Source organism: Actinoplanes sp. NPDC026670 (genome assembly GCF_040638175.1).
Lineage (GTDB): Bacteria > Actinomycetota > Actinomycetes > Mycobacteriales > Micromonosporaceae > Actinoplanes.
The window spans coordinates 1-20,611 of the sequence record NZ_JBEZXU010000037.1; the positions used below are offsets into that span (position 1 = coordinate 1).

The 20,611-nt window shown below is 70.3% G+C and carries 17 protein-coding genes, 1 tRNA gene and 1 pseudogene; 5 read left to right on the forward strand and 14 right to left on the reverse strand.

The genetic code is table 11. The annotated features are described in order from the left end of the window. Positions 1-427: helix-turn-helix domain-containing protein (locus tag AB0E94_RS31200; protein ID WP_360333466.1), on the reverse strand; the 427-nt coding region annotated here is incomplete at its 3' end. A 106-nt stretch (positions 428-533) separates the two neighbouring features. Here AB0E94_RS31200 and AB0E94_RS31205 point away from each other — a divergent pair. Beyond that, a pseudogene (locus AB0E94_RS31205) lies at positions 534-1,316 on the forward strand (tyrosine-type recombinase/integrase); the annotation flags it as partial. A 159-nt stretch (positions 1,317-1,475) separates the two neighbouring features. Here the strand turns inward: AB0E94_RS31205 and AB0E94_RS31210 are convergent. From AB0E94_RS31210 to cmk, 3 genes are all read right to left on the reverse strand, one after another. Next, a tRNA-Pro gene (locus AB0E94_RS31210) sits at positions 1,476-1,549 on the reverse strand. Between the two features lie 51 nt (positions 1,550-1,600). Then, on the reverse strand, positions 1,601-3,040 hold the full coding sequence (der, locus tag AB0E94_RS31215; RefSeq protein ID WP_360333469.1) for a ribosome biogenesis GTPase Der: 1,440 nt from the start codon (positions 3,038-3,040) through the stop codon (positions 1,601-1,603). After that, on the reverse strand, positions 3,037-3,717 hold the full coding sequence (gene cmk, locus AB0E94_RS31220; protein ID WP_360333472.1) for a (d)CMP kinase: 681 nt from the start codon (positions 3,715-3,717) through the stop codon (positions 3,037-3,039). Before cmk ends, der begins: the two co-directional genes overlap by 4 nt. A gap of 118 nt (positions 3,718-3,835) precedes the next feature. Between cmk and AB0E94_RS31225 the strand changes: the two genes are divergently transcribed. Continuing rightward, on the forward strand, positions 3,836-4,498 hold the full coding sequence (locus AB0E94_RS31225; RefSeq protein WP_360333475.1) for an enoyl-CoA hydratase-related protein: 663 nt from the start codon (positions 3,836-3,838) through the stop codon (positions 4,496-4,498). A 322-nt stretch (positions 4,499-4,820) separates the two neighbouring features. Here AB0E94_RS31225 and AB0E94_RS31230 read toward each other — a convergent pair whose 3' ends face one another. Together AB0E94_RS31230 and AB0E94_RS31235 are read right to left on the reverse strand one after the other, a co-directional pair. Then, positions 4,821-5,729, reverse strand: a complete 909-nt coding sequence (locus AB0E94_RS31230; protein WP_360333478.1) for a DMT family transporter — start codon at positions 5,727-5,729, stop codon at positions 4,821-4,823. 55 nt (positions 5,730-5,784) lie between these two features. Beyond that, on the reverse strand, positions 5,785-6,696 hold the full coding sequence (locus AB0E94_RS31235) for an LLM class flavin-dependent oxidoreductase (protein ID WP_360333481.1): 912 nt from the start codon (positions 6,694-6,696) through the stop codon (positions 5,785-5,787). Between the two features lie 164 nt (positions 6,697-6,860). Here AB0E94_RS31235 and AB0E94_RS31240 point away from each other — a divergent pair, with 164 nt between their 5' ends. Continuing rightward, entirely contained in the window at positions 6,861-7,832 is a 972-nt protein-coding gene (locus AB0E94_RS31240; RefSeq protein ID WP_360333484.1) for a ferulic acid esterase, read from the forward strand. Here AB0E94_RS31240 and AB0E94_RS31245 read toward each other — a convergent pair. Together AB0E94_RS31245 and AB0E94_RS31250 are read right to left on the reverse strand one after the other, a co-directional pair. Continuing rightward, positions 7,781-9,172 (reverse strand): GGDEF domain-containing protein, encoded by a 1,392-nt coding sequence (locus AB0E94_RS31245; protein ID WP_360333487.1) that lies wholly within the window; start codon positions 9,170-9,172, stop codon positions 7,781-7,783. The two genes, AB0E94_RS31240 and AB0E94_RS31245, sit on opposite strands and share 52 nt — an antisense overlap. A gap of 4 nt (positions 9,173-9,176) precedes the next feature. Then, a complete protein-coding gene (locus AB0E94_RS31250; protein ID WP_360333490.1) occupies positions 9,177-10,340 on the reverse strand; it encodes an FIST N-terminal domain-containing protein in 1,164 nt (387 codons plus the stop codon). A gap of 350 nt (positions 10,341-10,690) precedes the next feature. On the opposite strand from AB0E94_RS31250, the gene AB0E94_RS31255 reads away from it, so the two are divergent. Further along, positions 10,691-11,659: an arabinan endo-1,5-alpha-L-arabinosidase gene (locus AB0E94_RS31255; RefSeq protein ID WP_360333493.1), complete on the forward strand. Its 969-nt coding sequence runs from the start codon at positions 10,691-10,693 to the stop codon at positions 11,657-11,659. 49 nt (positions 11,660-11,708) lie between these two features. Here the strand turns inward: AB0E94_RS31255 and AB0E94_RS31260 are convergent, their stop codons facing one another. Further along, positions 11,709-12,644 carry a TIGR03619 family F420-dependent LLM class oxidoreductase gene (locus tag AB0E94_RS31260; protein WP_360333496.1) on the reverse strand — a complete coding sequence of 312 codons (936 nt, stop codon included), beginning with the start codon at positions 12,642-12,644 and terminating at the stop codon, positions 11,709-11,711. Positions 12,645-12,830: 186 nt separating this feature from the next. Between AB0E94_RS31260 and AB0E94_RS31265 the strand changes: the two genes are divergently transcribed. Next, a complete protein-coding gene (locus AB0E94_RS31265) occupies positions 12,831-13,646 on the forward strand; it encodes a DUF4142 domain-containing protein (RefSeq protein ID WP_360333499.1) in 816 nt (271 codons plus the stop codon). Positions 13,647-13,713: 67 nt separating this feature from the next. Here the strand turns inward: AB0E94_RS31265 and AB0E94_RS31270 are convergent, their stop codons facing one another. Genes AB0E94_RS31270 through AB0E94_RS31290 form a run of 5 tightly spaced genes read right to left on the reverse strand, consistent with a single transcriptional unit; the run spans position 13,714 to position 20,483 of the window. Then, complete coding sequence (locus AB0E94_RS31270) at positions 13,714-15,402, reverse strand: hypothetical protein (RefSeq protein WP_360333502.1); 1,689 nt, start codon at positions 15,400-15,402, stop codon at positions 13,714-13,716. 32 nt (positions 15,403-15,434) lie between these two features. Then, on the reverse strand, positions 15,435-17,336 hold the full coding sequence (locus AB0E94_RS31275; RefSeq protein ID WP_360333505.1) for a beta-L-arabinofuranosidase domain-containing protein: 1,902 nt from the start codon (positions 17,334-17,336) through the stop codon (positions 15,435-15,437). A gap of 9 nt (positions 17,337-17,345) precedes the next feature. After that, entirely contained in the window at positions 17,346-18,161 is an 816-nt protein-coding gene (locus AB0E94_RS31280) for a carbohydrate ABC transporter permease (protein WP_360333508.1), read from the reverse strand. A gap of 49 nt (positions 18,162-18,210) precedes the next feature. Continuing rightward, positions 18,211-19,227 carry a sugar ABC transporter permease gene (locus AB0E94_RS31285; RefSeq protein WP_360333511.1) on the reverse strand — a complete coding sequence of 339 codons (1,017 nt, stop codon included), beginning with the start codon at positions 19,225-19,227 and terminating at the stop codon, positions 18,211-18,213. Between the two features lie 2 nt (positions 19,228-19,229). Continuing rightward, positions 19,230-20,483 (reverse strand): extracellular solute-binding protein, encoded by a 1,254-nt coding sequence (locus AB0E94_RS31290; protein ID WP_360333514.1) that lies wholly within the window; start codon positions 20,481-20,483, stop codon positions 19,230-19,232. Positions 20,484-20,611: the final 128 nt, after the last annotated feature.

A 20,611-nucleotide genomic window follows, 5' to 3' on the forward strand; every position in this document is an offset into this window, starting at 1 on the left:
CGTCGGCCATGACCCGGGCGATGATCTGTCCGACGGTGTCCCAGCCCAGCCGTAGGTAGCGGGCGACCGCGGTCTTGGACATCCGGGTTGCGAACCAGGCGACCAGGTCGTCGAAGCCGCGGGTGTGCCCGGCGCCGTGCCGGGCCCAGGGCAGCCGGGCGACCACGACGGCGTGCACGCGGCACCGTACCCGCGGCGCGGCCGCTTCCAGGTATGCCCGGCGGGTACCGACGTCGAACGTGCGCCACCGCCGTCGGCCGTGGCCCTGGTCGAAGCCGGGCGCCCGGCGCCCGCAGACCCCGCACCGGCGCGTGGTCCGAGCGTGTGGCCGGACCGTGACCACGATCTCGCCGGCCTCGACGCGTACTGACTCGACGACTGCTTCCTCGATACGCAGCAGTTCACCCCATACCCTTACAGAACGCACGCCGTTGCCCCCGCCTTCGGATCCTGTCTCGACAAACCGGAACCTAAGGCCTGCAACGGCGTGCGCCTGTCTAAACCCCTCAAACCACCCACACATACGACCGGAGAGCCTGAAAAACACCCTTGCCATGCTGGTCAGAGTGCTTGAACAGGCCGTGCGGGACGGTTTGGTTGATCGCAATGTCGCGCGGGTGAGAGGCTGGCAACGCGCGTACCAGCAGGCCGAGGACGAGTTGGACGATCCGCGGTCGCTCGCGCTACCGGACTGGGAGGCGTTGACCTCCCTCGCAGATGCGCTGGTGGCCCGGTCACACGGCCACTTCACCGGATGGGGACACGTCGTCATGTTCGCCGGGTGCACCGCGGCCCGCATCGGCGAGGTGTCCGGCGTCCGCGCCGGCGACATCGACCGGCGGACGTGGACCTGGACCGTGCGGCGGCAGACCACGCCCGGACCGGGTGGCCTGATCGACAAGGGCACCAAGGGCAAGCGCGCCCGCAAGGTGCCGATCATCGAAGAGGTCCGGCCGATGGTCGCCGAGCGGCTGGACTCTGCGTCCGGCCCGGACACACGGCTGTTCACCGGGCCGCGTGGCGGCCGGATCAGCACCGCGGTACTGCGCGACGCCACGCACTGGGACGAGGTGGTGACCGCGCTGGGGTACGAGCACCTACGCCGCCACGACTTGCGGCACACCGGACTGACGTGGATGGCCGACGCCGGTGTCAAGGTGCACGTGCTGCGCGAGATCGCCGGGCATGGATCGCTCAGCACTACACAGCGGTACCTGCACCCGGATCAGCGCTCGATCGACGCAGCGGGAGACGCGCTGAGTGCCCACCTCCGTGCCCCGGGCTCCCTCGACGGCCCCCGACTGCGTGCTGTCTGAACAGGCGAAACGGCAGTCAAGGAGTCCACGGATGTGTCGTCTGGTCCCTAAACGGTCCCCAGATACACCCATCCAAGTAGGAATTTGAGGATCAAGCGCGGTAACGAGAAAGGCCGTTGACCAGGTAATATACCTAGGTCAACGGCCTTTCTTGATCGGTCGGGCTGACAGGATTTGAACCTGCGACCCCTTGACCCCCAGTCAAGTGCGCTACCAAGCTGCGCTACAGCCCGATCCCGCCCGAAGCCTTAACCCCGCGCGACATCTCCTACAGACTACCAACCTCACCCGTGGGCTTTTCCGCGACCCCCCGGCCCGGTCTTCTTCCGCGGCTTCACCGACACCTCGATCGGTGTGCCCTCGAAGCCGAACTCCTCCCGCAGCTTGCGCTCGATGAACCGCAGGTAGCCGGCGTCGAACGGCCCGGTCGTGAACAGCACGAACCGCGGCGGAGCCACCCCGGCCTGAGTAGCGAACAGCACGCGCGGAGCCCGCCCACCGCGCACCGGGTGGGGTGTGGCCTGGGTCAGCGCGGTGAGCCACTGGTTGAGGGCCCCGGTCGGCACGCGGGTCTCCCATGAGGCCAGCGCGCGACGGATGGCGGGCGCCAGCTTGTCGACGGCGCGGCCGGTCTTGGCCGAGATGTTGACCCGGACCGCCCATGTGACTCGCTTGAGGTCGCGGTCGATCTCCTTGTCCAGGTAGAACCGGCGGTCGGCGTCGACCAGGTCCCACTTGTTGAAGGCGATCACCAGGGCCCGGCCGGCCTCGATGACCTGGGTGATCACGCGCTGGTCCTGCTCGCTGATCACCTCGCCGGAGTCCAGCAGTACGACCGCTACCTCGGCCGCTTCGACCGCGCCGGCGGTACGCAGGGACGCGTAGTACTCGGTGCCGGACGCCTGGTGGACGCGCTTGCGCAGGCCGGCGGTGTCGACGAACTGCCAGACCTCGTCGTCCATCTCGACCAGGCTGTCGACCGGGTCGACTGTGGTGCCGGCGACCGAGTCGACGACGGCGCGCTCCTCCTTCGCGACGCGGTTGAGGAGGCTGGACTTGCCGACGTTCGGCCGGCCGACCAGTGCCACCCGGCGGGGGCCGCGCGGGCCGCCCTCGACGACCGGCGGGGTCGGCGGCAGGGCGTTGAGGATGTCGTCGAGCAGGTCGCCGGATCCGCGGCCGTGCAGGGCGGAGATCGGGTGCGGCTCACCGAGGCCGAGCGACCACAGGTGCACGGCCTCGAGTTCGAGGTTCTGGTTGTCGGCCTTGTTGGCGACCAGGATGACCGGTTTGTGGCTGCGGCGCAGCATCTTGACGGCGGCCTCGTCGACATCGGTGGCGCCGACTGAGACGTCGACGACGAAGATGACCACGTCGGCGGTCTGCACGGCGATCTCGGCCTGCGCGGCGATGGCGGCGGCGCGGTCCTTGGCGTCCGGTTCCCAGCCGCCGGTGTCGACGACGGTGAACCGGCGGCCGCTCCACTGGGCGTCGTAGGGGACACGGTCGCGGGTCACGCCCGGTTTGTCCTCGACGACTGCCTGGCGGCGGCCGATGATGCGGTTGACCAGCGTCGACTTGCCGACGTTGGGCCGTCCGACGACGGCTACGACGGGGACGGGGCCGGCGTATTCCTCGGCGGACGAGTCGGAGGAGTCGGGACCGGAGAAGTCGAACCCGCCCTCGAAGTCGTTGAGATCGAGGCCGGCGGGAAGTTCAGTCACTTACTTACCTTGCTGTTCAGCAGATGCAGGAGGTGGGCGACGACGTCGTCGATGCCCATGCCGGTGGTGTCGACCTCGACGGCGTCGGACGCCTGCTTGAGGGGGTCGACGGCGCGGCTGGAGTCGAGCTTGTCGCGGCGGGCCAGGTCGGCTTCGGTGGCGGCGACGTCGGTGGCGTCCTCGGCGCTGCGCCGGGCGGCGCGGGCGGCAGCGGACGCGGTGAGGTAAACCTTGAGGTCGGCGTCGGGGGCGACCACGGAGGCGATGTCGCGGCCCTCGACGATGATGCGCGGGTGGCCGGCGACGATGGCCTGCTGGAGGGCGACCAGGTGCTTGCGGACGGCCGGGACCGCGGCGACCGCGGAGACGGCGCCGGTGACCTCGGGGCCACGGATCGGCGCGTCGACGTTGGTGCCGTTGGCGGCGAAGTGCGGGGCGGACGGATCGGTGCCGATCGACAGCTCAGTCTCCAGCGCGATCTTGGCGATCGCGTCCGGGTCGGTCAGGTCGGCGCCGCCCTGGAGCACGGCCCAGGTGACGGCCCGGTACATCGCCCCGGTGTCGAGGTAGACGCCGTCGACCGCGCTGGCCAGGCGCCGGGACACGGTGGATTTGCCGGATCCGGAGGGGCCGTCGACGGCCACCACGCACTTCTCCGGCCGTTCCTGAAGTGCCACCGTGCCTCCTGAGGGTTGCCACCGCCGAACCAACCCTCCCATTGTGCCGAAGAGCGTGGCCATCGACGAACCGGGGCCGGTCCGCTATGTTACCCATGAGTAACTAAGGAGGCCTGCCATGCCGACCCTGGACCGCCACGAGGACGTCTATGTCCTCGACCTCGGCGACACCGAGAACCGCCTGCACCCCGACCTGATCGCCGCCGTCAACGGCCTGCTCGACGAGATCGAGAAAGCGCCGTCCCCGGCCGCGCTCGTGACCACCGCCACCGGAAAGCACTACAGCCTGGGGCTCGACCTCGACTGGCTCGTGTCCCACGCCGACCAGCAGGGTGCGTACATCTCTTCCGTACAGGAGCTGCTCGCCCGCCTGTTGACCCTGCCCATGGTGACCGTCGCCGCCATGCCCGGCCACGTGTTCGCCGGAGGCGCCATGGTGTCGCTCGCCCACGACCTGCGGGTGATGCGCGCCGACCGCGGCTTCTGGTGTCTGCCGGAGGCGGACATCAACCTGCCCTTCACCCCCGGCATGAGCGCGCTGATCCAGGCCCGTCTCACGCCGCAGACCGCGCACGAGGCGATGGTCACCGCCCGCCGGTACGGCGGCCAGGAGGCCGCCGAACGCCACATCGTCGACCAGGCCGTCCCGGCCGAATCGGTCCTCCCGACCGCGATCGCCCTCGCGCAGTCGCAGGCCGGCAAGGCCGGCCCGACGCTCGGCACGATCAAAACCCGCCTGTACCCCGACGTCCTGCACAACCTCCGCTCAAATCTTCTTTAGCGGTACGGCTACCCGCCCCGCCCAGCGCAAAAGGCATCCACCCCGCCCCCGATCTCACACAGGCCCCCTCCGAACATCCCCAGCCGTCGCTCACACAGGTCACGAGCGCCCGAAAACCGCCGTCAGCGACGGCCGAGACCGCCAGCCGTCGCTCACGCATGTCAAACACACCCGAAAACCGCCGTCAGCGACGGCCAAGACCGCCAGCCGTCGCTCACGGCGGTCAAGAACGGCCGATAACCGCCGTCAGCGACGGCTGGCGGTCTCGGCGAGGCGAGGCGAAGCGAGCCGAGGTCTGCCGGGGTCCGGGTGGGTGGAGCGACTAGCGGGAGGAGGCCGGGGCGCGGGCCGGGGCGGGGCGGCTGCGGGAGACGGCCACGCCGGCCAGGCACAGCGCGCCGCCCAGCAACGTCAGCCAGCCCGGGATCTCGCTGAGGATCAGCCAGGACATCAGGACCACCACGGCCGGGACGGCGTAGGTCGTGGAGCCCATCCGGCCGGCGGTGGTGCGGGCCAGCGCGTACGCCCAGGTGGTGAACGCAATCGCGGTCGGGAACACGCCCAGGTAGACGACGTTGAGGGTGGCCGGCAGCGGGGCGGCGGCCACGTCCGAGATGAGCCGGCCGGCGAACGGCAGGCAGGCGAGCGCGCCGATCACACAACCGAACGTGGTGGCCTGCAGGGCGGTGGCGTGTTTCAGGGCGGGCTTCTGGGCGACCACTCCGGCCGCGTAGGTGAACGCCGCCACCAGGCACAACACGACACCGAGGACCGACGTGTGGCCGCCGCCGGACATGGACAGGCCGACGACGACCGTGCCGGCGAAGGAGACGACGATTCCGGCGAGCAGCCGGGGCGGGAAACCCTCGTGCAGCAGCCAGCCCGCCAGTAGGGCCATGATCGCCGGGCCGACGTTGACGAGCATCGCGGCGGTGCCGGCGTCCACCAGCTGTTCGCCCCAGTTGAGGGCGACCATGTAGAGGCCGAACCAGATCACCCCGGAGATGATGATTCCCGGCCAGGCGGCGCGCGGCGGGAGGCCTTGACGGCTGATCGCCAGGAAGATCAGCAGAGCGACGGCGCCGGCGAGCAGCCGCCCCAGAGCCAGTGAGCCCGGGGAGAAGTGCGGGGCCGCGGCGCGGATGCCGACGAACGCGGACGCCCACAGGACGACCGTGACCGTTGCCGCGGCGATGGCGGCGCGCGATGGGCGTACCGAATCGGGGGTCATGAAAGAAAGCCAAGCGTGTCTCGCGGCCGGGCGCTAGCGAAAATCGGACCTGGCGTCAGAGCAGGCCAAGTGCCTCGACGGCGTCGAAGGCGGGGGTACGGACCGCGTAGCGGGTGATCCCCCACCGCTTCTCGTGGCGTTCGATGCTCGCCCGGATCTCGGCCGCGGTGCCGATCAGGACATACGGGGCGGCAAGGAGATCAGAAACGGACATGCCGAACTCGGTAGCGAGCGGAGCGGCGACCGATTCCGCATCGTCGGTGACGGTCATGACCTGGACCAGTGCCTCGAGCTGCGGAGGCGGCGAGGTGCGGCCCGCGACTCCCTGACGGACGTGCTCGATCTGGGCGTCGATCTGGTCGGGACGCCAGCGGACGTCGTGCTGGTGACCGTCGGCGAGGGTGCGGCCGAGCCCGGACATGCCGATGATGTCGGCGTGCGCGCCGGCCCAGCGCAGCATCCGCGCGTTCGACGTGCCGAGCAGCAGCGGGACCCGGTCCTGGACGGGCCGCGGTTTGTCGAGCCGGGCGTCGCGGACGTCGAGTTGCGGGGTGTGCACGGTGACGGTCTCGCCGTCGAGGAGGGCGCGGACCGCTTCGGCGACGGCCAGGCAGCGGTCGACGCGGGCCTGGACGTCCGGGCGTTCGCGGCCGACCGCGAGCCATTCGGCGGGTGTGTGGCCGGCGCCGAGGCCGGCGCGGGCGCGTCCGCCGGAGACGACGTCGAGGGTGGCGATGTCGGCGGCGAGCAGGAGCGGTTCGCGGATGCCGGCGTTCGCGACGTAGGCGCCGAGGGTGATGCGGCTGGTCACGGCGGCCGCCGCGGCGAGGGCGACGTAGGGTGCGGCGCAGGATCCGGGATGGTCGGCGGCCTGGAGGGTGTCGAATCCGGCGGCTTCGGCACGGCGGGCGAGCTCCAGCCAGGAGGCGGCATCCGCAGGCTGCGCCTGCAACGCGAAGGTGGTCACCGCCCGAGCGTCCCATCGGCTCAGATCAGGGCAAAACATTTCTGCGTACGGCAGACGCGCCGGTTTGTTTCGGAACGTTTACAGAATGAACACAACGGCAGCCATCGATCGGACTCCGAGCACAGTGATGGGCGTCACCCAGCGATGAGAGGAGCCCACCGCCCATGTTCGGACGAAGAGTTGCGATCCCGGCCGCCGTCCTGATGCTGCTGACCGTGGTCGCGGGTCAGCCCGCCTCGGCGGCGCGGACAGGTGTCGTCGACCGGCCGGTCCTGACCACCGGCTGCGGCCGGCCGGCCCCGGCGCCGACGACCACCCAGACCGTCGTGAGCGGCGGCATCACCCGCACCTATCTGCTGCACATCCCGTCCGGCTACCACAGATGGCAGCCGACGCCGGTCGTGCTGGCCTTCCACGGGCGCACCCGCACCAGCGAGTACCAGCAGGAACTCACTCAGATGGACCAGCTGGACGCGATCGTCGCCTACCCGCAGGGCACGATCGGCAACGACGGCGAACCGTCGTTCCAGGGCGCGCCCTACTCGTCGGGTGTGGACGACGTGCTGTTCACCAGCGACCTGCTGAACCAGCTCCAGCGCCGGCTGTGCGCCGACCCGGCCCGGATCTACGTCTCCGGCAAGTCGAACGGCGGCGGCTTCGCGGGCGTGCTGGCCTGCCGCCTGTCCGGCCGGATCGCCGCGTCGGCCCAGGTCAGTGGCGCCTTCTACCCGCAGGGCGGCGTCTGCGAGCCACGCCGTCCGGTCCCGGTTCTGGAGATCCATGGTTCGGCCGACACCACGATCCCGTACGACGGCAGCGCCGCCAAGAGCCTGCCCCCGATCCAGTCCTGGCTGGCCGGCTGGGCGACCCGGAACAGGTGCGCCCCCACCCCGGCGACGTCGACGCCGCTCGCCACGGTGACCCGTTACACCTGGAAGCACTGCGCCGCGCCGGTGCAGCACTACCGGATCGACGGCCTGGGCCACGACTGGCCGAGCACCACCCCGAACCCGGACTCGGACGTGCCGAGCGTGCTCGACGCGACCCCCCTGATCTGGAAGTTCTTCCGCAGCCACCGGCTCGGTCAGCACGCCTGGGACAGCCCGGCTCGCATCTCCGGCTCGAACTCCTGGTAGGTGCCTTTTCGGGTCTTCTTCGCCCGGTACATGGCCAGGTCGGCCTCTTCCAGGAGGCGTTCGGCGGAGCGGCCTCCGCTGTAGGCGACGCCCACGCTGGCCCGGGTGACGACGGTGCGGCCGGCGATGTCGTACGGGCGGGCGATCGAGTCGATCACCCGCTGGGCGATGTCGCGGGCCTGGCCCCGGTGGGTGAGCGGCTCCAGCAGGACCGCGAACTCGTCGCCGCCCAGGCGGGCCGGCATGTCGGTGTCGCGGACGGCGGCACGCAGGCGGCCGGCCACGGCGCGCAGCAGTTCGTCGCCGGCGGCGTGGCCGAGGGTGTCGTTGACCTGTTTGAACAGGTCCAGGTCGAGGTAGAGCAGGGCGGCCGTGCCGTCGGTGATGGTCTCCTCGACGCGGTGCAGGAACAGGGCCCGGTTGGGCAGGCGGGTCAGCGGGTCGTGCTGGGCCTCGTGCACGGCGGCGAGGGTGTGCGCGCCGGTCAGGGCGAGGCTGGCCTGTTCGGCGAACGCGGCGAGCACGTCCCGGCGCACCCCGGAGCCGGCGCCGGAATCGACGACGGCAGGCACGGCGATGACCAGGGCCCCGGCCACGTCGCCGTTGATGTGCACCGGGGCGGCCTCCAGGTCGTCGCAGGTCACCGGGGCGCCGGCGGTCACCGCGCGATCGGCTGCGAAGGTCAGGCCCTCGCACAGGGCGCCGCTGACCGAGGCGACCGCGCCGCGCAGGACCAGCGCCACCGTCACCCCGTCGAGCAGGCCGGCCGCGCCTGAGGTGATCATGTCGAGGACTTCGGCGAGGGGCCGTTGCCCGGCCGAACGCTGGACGCTGAGCAGGGTCTCCAGCAGGTGTTCCCGGCGTTCCAGGGCTTCCACCAGTTCCTGCCGGGCGGCTGCCTCCCGTTCTTGTTCGAGACGCAGCCGGCGTTCCGCCTCCAGGGTGCGCAGGCCGCGCAGGGCCAGCCCGAGGACCCGGGCCATGCCCTGGAGCATCTGCCGTTCCTCGGCCGCGAACGGCTCGTCGGCGCGGGCGATGACCAGGCGGTCGGCGGTGGGCGCGTCCCGGTCCAGGACGTGCACGGTGACGTGCATGGTCCCGGCGCCGGGGAAGGTCGCCTCGTCGCAGCCGGTTTCGAGGCTGGTGAACAGCGACGGCGCGGGGGCACGGCCGAGACCTACCGACGCGGGCACCTCGTCGTCGCAGATCACTGCGGCCACTTCGGCTTCGGTGGCCTCGGTGGCGCGCTGGACGGCGAGCCGGGTGGCGGTGGACACGGTTCCGGCGCGGGTGATCGCGCTGAAGAACTCGGTGAGTTGCAGGGTGGACCAGCCGGACATGACCTCAGCCGAGGGCGAGCGCGACGACGGTCAGGTGGTGCATGCCTTTGGCCTGCGGTCTGCGGACGATCTCGCCGTTGGAGTAGAACCCGCCGTACGGGATCGGCTTGATCGCGTCGTGCAGGCGGGACGTGGCGAGGTCGGTGGCGTCGGGGCCGAGCGCGATCGACCGTACGCAACAGTCGAAGACCAGAAGTCCGAGGGCTTCCGAAGGAAGACCGGTGACGGCTTCGACCGCGGCGGCCGAGGCGGCGTCGACGATCCGTTCGCCGTCGGCCTCCATGAACCAGACCATCGCGCCTTCGGGGGTGTCGGCGAGCCCGGAGATGGACCGGGTGGCCGGGTCGGCCGCGAAGATCACCCGGATGTCCTCGCCGGTGCGGCGGGCCAGGCCGAGCGGCCGGACGGTGGCGAAGTTCAGGAAGGCGGCCGGGTCGTCGGCGAGCGCCGGGTCGGCCCCGGTGCGGCGCAGGTAGACGTCGAGGGCGGGTTCGCCGTCGAGTTCGAAGATGGTGCCGGACTCGCTGCGGGAGACGACCATCGGCTCGCCGGTCTTGCGCCAGCCGTGGGCGATGCCGATGCCGAACGGGGCGGGTGACCCGAGGGCCGCGCCGAGGACCGCGTTCGGCAGGAGCTGCACGTCCGTACCGTCGCTGAAGAAGTGGAACGTCCCGGTCTGGGTGACGTTGTCGCCGGCGCAGCCGCCGACCAGCGGCACCAGGGCGCCGGCGACGCTGTAGGCGCCGCGGACCATCTCCTGCTGGTCGCTGCTGCGGCCGTCGCCGAGCAGCAGCACGACCCGGTTCTCGGCGTCGATGTCGTCGAGGCAGGAGGCGGCGCGGATGCCGGCTTCGTACAGGTCGTCGACGTCGCGGGGGACGGCGCGCACGGACGCGTCGTAGCCGCCGAGGGCGTTGACGACGACGCCGGCGCCGCGGCCGTCGGCGGTGAACTCGCCCGAGGTCGAGCAGCCGATCATCAGGACGTCGCCGCCGGCTTCGGCGTGCACGGCTCGCGCCATCTCGATCGTGGCGTGGGTCAGCGACGCGAAGACGATCAGCAGGCCGGCGTGGCGCCCGCCGAGGGCTTCCCGGCAGGCCTCGGCTCCGGCTGTCGCGGGGTCCGCCGCCAGGCTGCGTCCCACTCCGAACCACCGATCCGCGCCCATGTCCCACTCCTGAGATCCGCGGCCCGCGGTGCGAACCGTCCGAGGGATGTTCGGCGTTCCGGTCCGGATTTTTACCTATTTCGTACGGCCTACCGGGGCCACTGTGGCTGTCCCCGCGAGGCAGGCCGGACACCGGGCCGCCAGCGCGTCTTTCGGGCTGAGGCGGTTTGTCACCCTGTGAACGCACCACAGTCGATCATGAGCAGGTGGAAGTCCACTATTGACTAACCTGTTGTGATCGTTAACATACCGGTAATCGGATAGACACCGATGAGTACGAAGCCCCTTTCGGCCGCGGGCTCCGTTTCCCCGAACGGGACCGCGCATCCCCAGTCGAAGGTGACATCCCCATGCGCATCAGCAGACTGCTCGCCGCCGGTGTGACCGGCATCCTCGCCCTGACCGTGGCCGGCACCGCGCCGGCCGCGGCCGCCTACCCCAACCCGGGGGTGGTGACCGGCTCGACCGGCGCCCACGACCCCGCGATCGTCAAACGCCCGACCGGCGGCTACCTGCTGGCCACCACCGGCGACGGCATCACCCTCAAGACGTCGGCCGACCGCACCGCGTTCGCCGACGCCGGCAAGGCGTTCCCCAGCGGCACGTCCTGGGCCAGCTCCTACACCGGCGGCAGCGCCAACCTGTGGGCGCCTGACCTGTCCTACCGCAACGGGAAGTACTGGCTCTACTACTCGGCCTCGACGTTCGGCTCCAGCAAGTCGGCGATCTTCCTGGCCACCAGCACCACCGGCGCATCCGGCTCGTGGACCCACGTCGGCAAGGTGATCGAGTCGACCACCAGCAGCAACTGGAACGCCATCGACCCGAACCTGACGGTCACCTCGTCCGGCGAGTGGTGGCTGACCTTCGGCTCGTTCTGGTCCGGCATCAAGATGGTCAAGCTGAACCCGGGCACCGGCCTGCGCGCCGACTCCACGATGTACAACATCGCCGAGCGGTTCGTGAACAGCAAGTCGGTCGAGGCGCCGTTCATCCACTACCGCAACGGCTACTACTACCTGTTCATGTCGTTCGACTTCTGCTGCCAGGGCGCGTCCAGCACCTACCGCACCATGGTGGCCCGGTCGACCAGCATCACCGGGCCGTACCGGGACCGGGCCGGCACCTACACCACCTCGGGCGGCGGCACCGAGATCCTGGCCTCGCACGACGCCATCCGCGGGCCCGGCCACCCGGCGGTCTTCACCGACACCGACGCCGACGTGCTGGTCTACCACTACTACAACTCGTCGGGCGCCGCCAAGCTCGGCATCAACCTGCTCGGCTGGGACTCCTCGGCCTGGCCGTACGTGTACTGACCGGGACCGGCGCCGGCACTGCCTGGATGGTGCCGGCGCCGTCGACGGCTCAGACCCCGGCGGCGCGCACCGCCTCGTACAGCTCCCCGGCCCGGCCGATCAGCTCCTTCACGTCCCGCATCCCGGCCGGCAGCGTCAGGTACACGTGGTCGGCGCCCGCCTCGGCGAACGCCGCCACGTCGGCCGCCAGCTGGTCGATGCTCGCGGTGAACGGCTGCCGCGGCTCCACCGGCGTCTCGGTCACCCCGAGGACACCGATCTGCACCGTGCACCCGATCGGCGTGGTCCGCCCGGCCTCACCGGCCAGCTCCCCCAGCCGGGCCAGCGTCGCCGTCACCTGCTCCGGCGTGACCCCGCTGGCCACCCAGCCGTCGGCCCGCTCGACCAGCCGGCGCAGCGCCCGGTCGGCCCCGGGGCTCGCGCCCAGCAGCACCGGGATCCGGCCGGCCGGCTTCGGGCCGATGTCGGCCGCGCCCACCTCGTACCGCCCGGTGGAGTAACTGACCGGATTCGGTCCCCAGACCGCCGCCGCGATGTCCAGGAAATCGTCCAGGGCCCGGCCCCGCTCGCTCAGCGGCACCGGCGCGGCGGCCGCGAACTCGTCGGGCGACCAGCCGATGCCCAGCCCGGCGACCAGCCGGCCACCGCTGAACGCGTCGAGCGTCGCCAGCTCCCGGGCCAGCCGCAACGGCAGGTGCAGCGGCACCACGAGCACCCCGGTGCCGAGCGTGATCCGCTCCGTGACGGCGGCCGCCGTAGTGAGCGTGACCAGGGCATCCGCCACCCCGCGGTAGATCTGCGGCCACGCGAGCCCGGGCACCCCGTAGAGGCCGTGCACCCCGCTCTGGTCCTCCGGAACGAGCACTCGCTCGAAGGCCCAGAGACTGTCGTAGCCGATCTCCTCCATCGCCCGGGCCGCGGCGATCACGTCTGCTCCGGGGGTGAACTGACTGAACTGGGGAAGGCTGACACCGAGTTTCACCATGCCCCGACGATTCCACACCGGACGGTCACTCGCTGACATGTTCCGGACCGGGCGCGCTCCCACGCCTGTGAAGATCTAATGAATTCAGTTGATCCGATCGGCCCGGCAATCCGTGGTCATAGGCACGGGAACTTCCGCACAGGTTTCACACAGGCCCTGGAGGCACACGTGCTAGCCGTCGTCCGCATGTTCGCCTTGCCCCGCAGGGCGGCCGGGTTGCTCATCGCTGTCCTGGCGCTCGTCCTGTTCAGCCCGCAGGCGGCTCTGGCCGTCGAACCGGGCGTGCCGGACCCGCCGACCAACCTGGTCCCGGACACCGGCGAGGGCAAGCTCGCCGCCGCCGACAAGGACTTCGTGATCAAGGTGCGGCTGGCCGGCCTGTGGGAGATCCCGGCCGGCGAGATGGCGCAGGACAAGTCGAAGAGCAACCGGATCAAGGGCATCGGCGCGGACATCGCCGAGCAGCACAAGGTCCTCGACCAGCTGACCCGGGACGCGGCGAAGAAGCTGAAGATCACGCTGCCGAACGAGCCGAACGAGGATCAGCAGGGCTGGCTCCAGGAGATGGAGGACGCCAACGTCGGCGAGGACTTCGACCAGGTCTACGTCGACCGGCTCCGCGCCGCCCACGGCAAGATCTTCCCGGCCATCGCCACCATCCGGACCAGCACCCGCAACGACACGGTCCGCAAGCTGGCCCAGCGTGCCAACCAGTTCGTGATGACGCACCTGACCCTGCTGGAGAGCAGTGGCATCGTCGACTTCGCGGCGCTGCCCACCGCCCCGCCGCCGAACGCCGCCGCCGCCACCGCCACGGCGAACCCGGTCCTGTCCGCGGCCGACGCCAGCAGCAGCAGCGGCACTCCGTCGGTGAGCCTGCCGGTGGTCGCCGGGGTGGTGATCGCGGCCCTGGCCGGTGGCCTGTTCTTCACCCGCAAGATGATGAACGACCCGCGCCGCCGATACCGCCAGCGACAAAGCAGGGGCGGCTACGGCTACTGACGAACCCCACCGGAAGCGGTGATCTCCCTCGCGGAGGTCACCGCTTCCGGCATGTCAGGGCGAGGAATCAGGCGAGGTTGAGGTAATCGAGTTCGGCGTAGCCGGCGCCGCCGGCGAAGTTCGGGGAGCCCTTGGCCAGGCGGATCACGTTCCAGCCGGCCTTCAGGGTCACCGAGGTGCTGACCGTGGCGCCGAACACGCCCCACGCCGCGGTCTGCGGGTAGCTGACCGTCTGCCAGGCGCCGCCGTTGTAGGCCAGGCCGTGCGTGGCGGTGGCCCCGCTGGCGTTGGCGTATCCGATGGTCATCGTGTAGCTACGGGCGGCCGGCACGTTGACCAGGAAGTCGACGAACGACTGGTTGCGCGGGTTCGCGACGCCGTCGATCTGCCCGACGTAGCCGCCGCTGGACGCCGACCCGGAGGAGAACCGGTTCGCGTTGACGACCGTGGCGTTCTCCGCCTCATAGCGCTGCTGCCACGTCGGGACACCACTGGTCGGGGTGACCAGCAGCTGGTAGGAGTCCCAGGCGTGCATGCCGGCGACCGGGACGCTGATCGCCCCGCCGGACACCGTGTAGGTCGCCGACGACACCGCGATCGGCGCCGACTGGTTGGTGGTCCGCCCGGTGATGCCGCTACGGACGACGGTGGCCCGCACCTGGGTGCCGAGCGCGCCGAGGCCGGTGACCCGGACGGTGTTGTCGCCGCTGTCGCCGCCGAACACCACGTTCACGATCTTGCGGGTGCCGTCGTAGGCGGCGACGCCCTCCAGCCACGAGCCGGGGGTGGTGCGCACGATGTTGCCGGCCATGTCGCCGTACCACTTGTAGGTCCAGTACGAGCTGGTCGGCGCGTTGTTGTGGAGCAGCCCGTTGAGGGTGCCGGCCTCGTACCAGTAGGCGCGTTCCGCCGACCGGATCCCGTGCCGTTCGAAGACCGCCATGTAGTGCACGGCCACGCTCGGGATGTCGACCTGCGACGGTGACGCGTACTCATTGATCGAAATCGGCCGCGGTGAGATGCCCAGCGAGCTCTCGATGGCCCGGTAGTCGGCGACGTGCGCCTGGACGTTGAGGTACGAGTCGTTGTCCAGCTCGTGCCAGACGATCACGTCCGGCAGGGTGGCGGTGTCGCGGGCGTTGGTGAGGAAGCTGACCATCCAGTCGTGGTTGTAGATCGAGTGGCTGGGCCCGACGATCGGGGTGACCGTGTCGAGCGAGCGGATCACCCGGTGGGTCCGGGTCCACCCGGCGTTGAACGTGCCGGCGGCGCTGGTGTTCCAGGTCCAGTCCGGCTCGTTCCACAGCTCGTAGCCGTCGACGTTGGTGGTGCCGGTGGCGGCCAGCCGGGTGTTGACCATGGTGCGGACCTTGGACTCCCAGTCGGTCCAGCTGACCCACTTGTACGGGAAGTCCTTGTAGATGTCCGGCAGCCGCCAGAACTGCTGTGCTCCGGCGCTGGTGACCTTGCCGGCCGCCAGGTGGCCGTCGCAGCACGGGGTGGTCGCGCCGTTGCCGAGCTGCTGCACGCCGGGCGGCGGCTGGGTGAGGTGGTTGAGCCGCAGCGGGTACATCTGTTCCAGCGGCGGTTTGGTGCCGGTGTCGACGGCGTAGAGGCCGCCGGCCGCGACGTGCGTGACCGGGCGGACGACGGTGCCGACGTCGACGGTGAGGGTGTTGCCGGCGGCCTGCGCCGGGCTGGGGACGGCCAGCCCGGCCAGGACGAGCAACAGTGCGGCGGGGATGCGGTGGCGCACGGTGTCACCTCGGTGGGGGTGATAGGGGATTTTTAGTCCTCCTGTGCGGCGAGCGGGATCCAGACCCGCATGGGCCCGGGTTCCCGGTTGGCCCACAGGAAGTAGGGGATGGCGGTGACCGTCAGGGCCGTCGCCGAGCCGCCGTCACCGCGCAGGTCGCGATAGAGCGGCGTGTCCTCCGTGGCACGGGCGCGAACCCGGACCCGGAGGGTGACCGGGGACAGCCCGGCGCTGTGGAAGGCGACCGCCGCGGGGGCGGCGGCGTCGAGTTCGTAGTCCTCGAACAGGGTGCCGTCGGCGGGCATGTCGGCGTGTTCCAGGCAGTACACGATCGGGCCGCGAACCAGGGCGGCGGCGCCACGGACGGCGTCCACCCGCGGGTGCCCGGCGACCAGGCGGGCCGGCATGGCGAGGGTGAGCACGACCTCGTCGCCGGTGTGCCAGATCCGGTTCAGGCGCAGGTAGCCGTCCTGGGCGCGGGCCGGGGCCGGGGTGCCGTTGATCGTGAGGCGCACGTCGGCGCACCAGGAGGGCACCCGCAGCGACAGCGTCCACGGCGCGTCCACGGTGTCCGCGATCGTGACGGTGACCTGCTCGTCCCAGGGGTAGCGGGTGGCCACCTCGACGGCGTGCGAACCGGCGGCAAACCTGCCCGAACCGTAGAGGTGCAGCTGAAGGCCGGTGTCATCGCCGGTCGCGGCGTACGTGTGCAGCGACGCCATCAACCGGGCCAGGTTCGGCGGGCAGCAGGCGCAGTCGTACCAGTCGAGCCGGTGCCCTGGCGCGTTCTCGTCGCCGCTGTCGTGGCCGGTACGCCGCTGGAGCGGGGTGGAGTAGAAGAACGCCGTGCCGTCGACGGCGGTGCTGGCCGCGATCGCGTTGTGCAGCACCCGTTCCATCTCGTCGGCGTATTTCACCTTGCCGGTGGCCAGCAGCAGCCGCCAGGCGAGCTGGAAACTGGCGATGGCGGCGCACGTCTCGGCGTAGGCGCGGTCCGGCGGCAGCTCGTAGGCGTCGCCGTAGGCCTCGTCCCGGTGCCGGGAGCCCTGCCCGCCGGTCAGGTAGGTGCGGCTGTCCAGCGCCGAGTCCCACAGCTGCTCGGTCTTGGCCAGCAGCGTCTCGTCGCGGGTCTCCACCGCCACGTCGACCGCGCCGGCCAGCAGGTACAGCTGGCGCACCACGTGGCCGGTCACCTCGGTCGCCTCGCGCAGCGGCTGGTGGTCCTGGAAGTAGGCCGGCCCGAACCGGCCGGGGCCGATCACCCCGTGGCCACGGTTGTCCAGCAGACGGGCGGCGAGATCGAGATACGGGCGATGGCCGGTCACCCGGTACAGCTCGGCGAGCGCCGTCTCCACCTCCGGATGGCCGTCGGTTTCCGGCGAATCTCCGTACCGCTGCACCAGAAGGTCGGCGAAACGGCGGGCGACCGAGACGACCTGCTGGGCCACCGCATCGCCGGGCGCGGAACGCGCGGCCGCGACGGCGGCCTGGATCAGGTGGCCGGCGGTGTACATCTCGTGGCTGAAGTGCAGCTCGTTCCACTGCCTGTCGCGCTTGTCCGGGTCCTGGTAGTAGGAGTCCAGGTAGCCGTCCGGGTCCTGGGCCTTCTCCAGCAGCGCGGCGGCCTCGGCGGCGAACTCCGGTGCGGCGCCCGACCAGAACGCCGCTTCGAGCGTCTTGTGCACGTCGGTGTCGGCGAACCAGAAACCCTTGAACGCGGGCTCGCCGTCACCCGTGACGCGGCGCAGGTTGCCCAGGTTGCCGTAGGTGTCGAGCCGGGCGACGCAGTGCGGCAGGGTGGCCTCGGCGTTGCGGGCCTGCCAGCCGCCGAGCAGGCCGTCCGGTGCGAGCCGGACCCGGTTCGCGGGCAGCGGCCACAGGGTGCCGAGCGCCTGCGGGGTGGGCGCGACGGGGCCGTGGAGATCAGAGCTCATGGTGTTCCTCTAGTCCTTGACGGCGCCGGCGGTCACACCGGCGGCCACGTAACGCTGGGCCAGGATGAGCAGCAGCGTCGCGGGAATCGACGCGATCACGGCGGTCGCCATGATCGCGTTCCACTGCTGGTTGTTGTTGCCGATGTAGTGGTAGATGCCGAGGGTGATCGGCTGGGCGTCGCCGCCGCCGTCGAGCGTCGTCGCGAAGACGAAGTCCGACCACGCCCACAGGAACGCGAACAGGCTGACCGTGACGATCGCGTTGCGCGACACCGGCAGGATCACCGAGACGAAGGTGCGCCACCGGGTCGCGCCGTCGATCATCGCGGCGTTGATCAGCTCGTCGGGGATGCCGGACATGAACGCTGTGAAGATCAGCACGCCGAACGGCACCGCGATCGTCGAGTCGGCCAGGATCAGGCCGGGGATCGTGTTGAGGACGCCGAGTCGCAGGTAGATGGCGTAGAACCCCATCGCCATGATGATTCCGGGGATCATCTGGGCGATCAGCAGGACGAAGCTGAGCACGCCGCCGCCCTTCGGGCGCAGTTTCGCCAGGGCGAATCCGGCCGGCGCGGACAGCACGAGCGTCAGGATCACCGTGCCGAGACCCACGATCAACGACGTTCCGAGGTACGGCAGCTGCTGATCGAAGACCGCCCGGTAACCCTCCAGCGTGCCGTCGAGGGGGAACAGGTGCGGTGGGTCGGCCCGCATGTCGGTGTCCCTGGTGAACGACACGTTGATCATCCAGTAGACCGGGAACAGCATGACCGCCGTGAAGAACAGGCCGAGCGCGGTCTTGGCGTGCCTCGCGTATCTCATGCCCGCCTCCTCAGGTCGAGCGCGTGCCTCATCTGGTCGAACGCGCGCCTCATGCCTGCCTCCTCTGGAAGCGGATGTAGAGCAGCCCGAAGAAGAGCGCCATCACGATCAGCAGGTTGCCGACCGCGGCGCCGGGGCCGAACTCGGGCAGCAGGCTGCCGAAACTGAACCGGTACGACCAGGTGGCGAACGTGATCGACGCGTCGGCCGGGCCGCCCTTCGTCATGATCCAGATCAGGTCGAACACCTTGAGCGTGTAGACCAGCCCGAGCAGCAGCGTGATCGCCGAGACCGGCCGCAGCAGGGGGAACGTGATCCGCCAGAACCGCTGCCAGCTCGTCGCGCCGTCGATCGACGCGGCCTCGTACACCTCGGCCGGGATGGCCTGTAGTCCGCTGTAGAGCACGACCAGGTTGAACGGGATGCCGATCCAGATGTTCGCGATGATCACGCTGGTCAGCGCCCAGTCCGGAGACGTCAGCCAGTTGACTGGATCAACATGCATCAGCTCAAGTGCATAGTTGACGATCCCGGAATCACTGTTGAGCATCCACGTCCATGTTGATGCGCTCACGATCAACGGGAGCAACCACGGGACCAGGAACAACGCGCGCAACGTGGCGGACAGCCGGAAGTTCTGGGCGAAGAACACGGCCAGCGCCAGCCCGATCGCGAACTGGAACGCGATGCTGACGACGGTGAACGTCAGCGTGTGCAGCAGCGCCGGCCCGAACGCCGGATCGGCGAACACGTCGCGGTAGTTGTCCAGTCCGGAGAACGGCGCGTTCCCCTGCACGAAACTGCGGACCGTGTAGTGCCGCAGGCTCAGGTCCAGGTTGCGGTAGAGCGGGTAGGCGTAGAACGCGAGCAGGTAGATCACGATCGGCGCGAGGAACGCCCACGCCGTCCAGTGGCCTCTCCCCCGCCGGGCCGGCCGGCCAGGATCGCGGCCGCGCCGGCCGCCGCCACCCCGGCCCCGGACGGCCTCCGCCGCCCGCGCCCCCGCGGCCGCGCCCGCCGGAGCGGACGCGGAAGCGGGGACGCCTGCCGACACGTCGTGTGCCATCGTCACTTGGTGGCCGCGGCGGCTGTGGTCTGCGCCGTCTTCAGTGCGTCGGCCGGGGACGCCGAGCCGCTGAGCGCGGCCTGGAACGCGGTCCACAGCGGCTGCGAGATCTTCGGGTACTTGGTGCCCAGGTCGTCGCTGGTCCGGCCCTTGGCCGCCTTGACCGCCTGCACCCAGACCGTCAGCTCCGGGTTCGCGGCGACCTGCTTCTGCTGCACCGCCTCGGTGGCGGCGATGTAGGAGAGCGTGGTGTCCGTGGTGAGCGCGTTGTCGCTGCTGCTCAGGCAGCCGATCAGCTTCTCGGTGACGGCGTAGCGGGCGGTCTCGGTCTGGACCGGGGCGGTCACGAACTCACCACCGGTCGGGGCCGGGGCGGTGCCGCCGGCCTGCGACGGGATCGGGATGATGCCGTACTCGAAGCCGGTCTTCTTGGCGTTGGCCAGCTGCCAGGTGCCGTTCTCGCTGAACGCGAAGTCGCCTGCGGCGAACTCCTGCCAGCTGGTGGTCTGGGTGTTGTTGAGCACCGAGTTGGGGGCGTAGCCGTTCTTCAGCCAGCCGTTCCACAGTTCGAGGGAGGCGACACCCTGCGGCGAGTCGAGCTGGGTCAGGTTCGCGCCGGAACCCCAGAACCAGGGCAGGAACTGGAACGAGCCCTCCTCGGTGCCGATCGCCGAGAAGGTGATGCCCTTCTTGCCTGCTGCCTTCACCTTCTCCAGGGCCGCGGTCAGGCCGGCCCAGTCCTTGATCGCCGCCGGGTCGACCTTGGCGTCGTCGAGGATCTTCTTGTTGTAGTAGAGCGCGAGCGTGTTGGCGCCGATCGGGATGCCGTAGGTCTTGCCGCCGATCTGACCGGCCGCCAGCAGGTTCGGCTCGACCGCGGCGGTGTCCACCTTCAGCTCGTCGGTGGTGGTGAGCACTCCGGCGTCGGCCAGCGTGGAGACCACCGGGTTGTCGACGATCAGCACGTCCGGCGAGTTGCCCTGCTGGGCGGCGAGCAGCGCCTTGTTGGTCAGGTCGGTGGTGTCGTAGCCGGTGCGCTTGACCGTCACCCCCGCGTCGGTGCCGCACTTGGTCAGCAGTTTCACCCAGTCCGAGCTGTCGTCGAACTGCGGGTACGGGTCCCAGATCGTGTAGTCGCCGCCGGCTGCGCCGGTGCCGGTGTCACCGGTGTCGGCGCCCTTCGAGCAGCCGGTCAGCAGGCAGGCGGAGATGACGAGAGCCGCTGCCGCACGCAGACGTCCCCGGGTAGTGGTCATATCGGATCCCCTTGCACGTGGAGGAGGATGGCGGGAGGGGTGGCGGTTCACGCGAGGCAACCGCTAGGAAATCGATTGCCTAGACGCTAGGTAGCGTCTTGCTCGCATGTCAAGAGCAAGTTACGGTC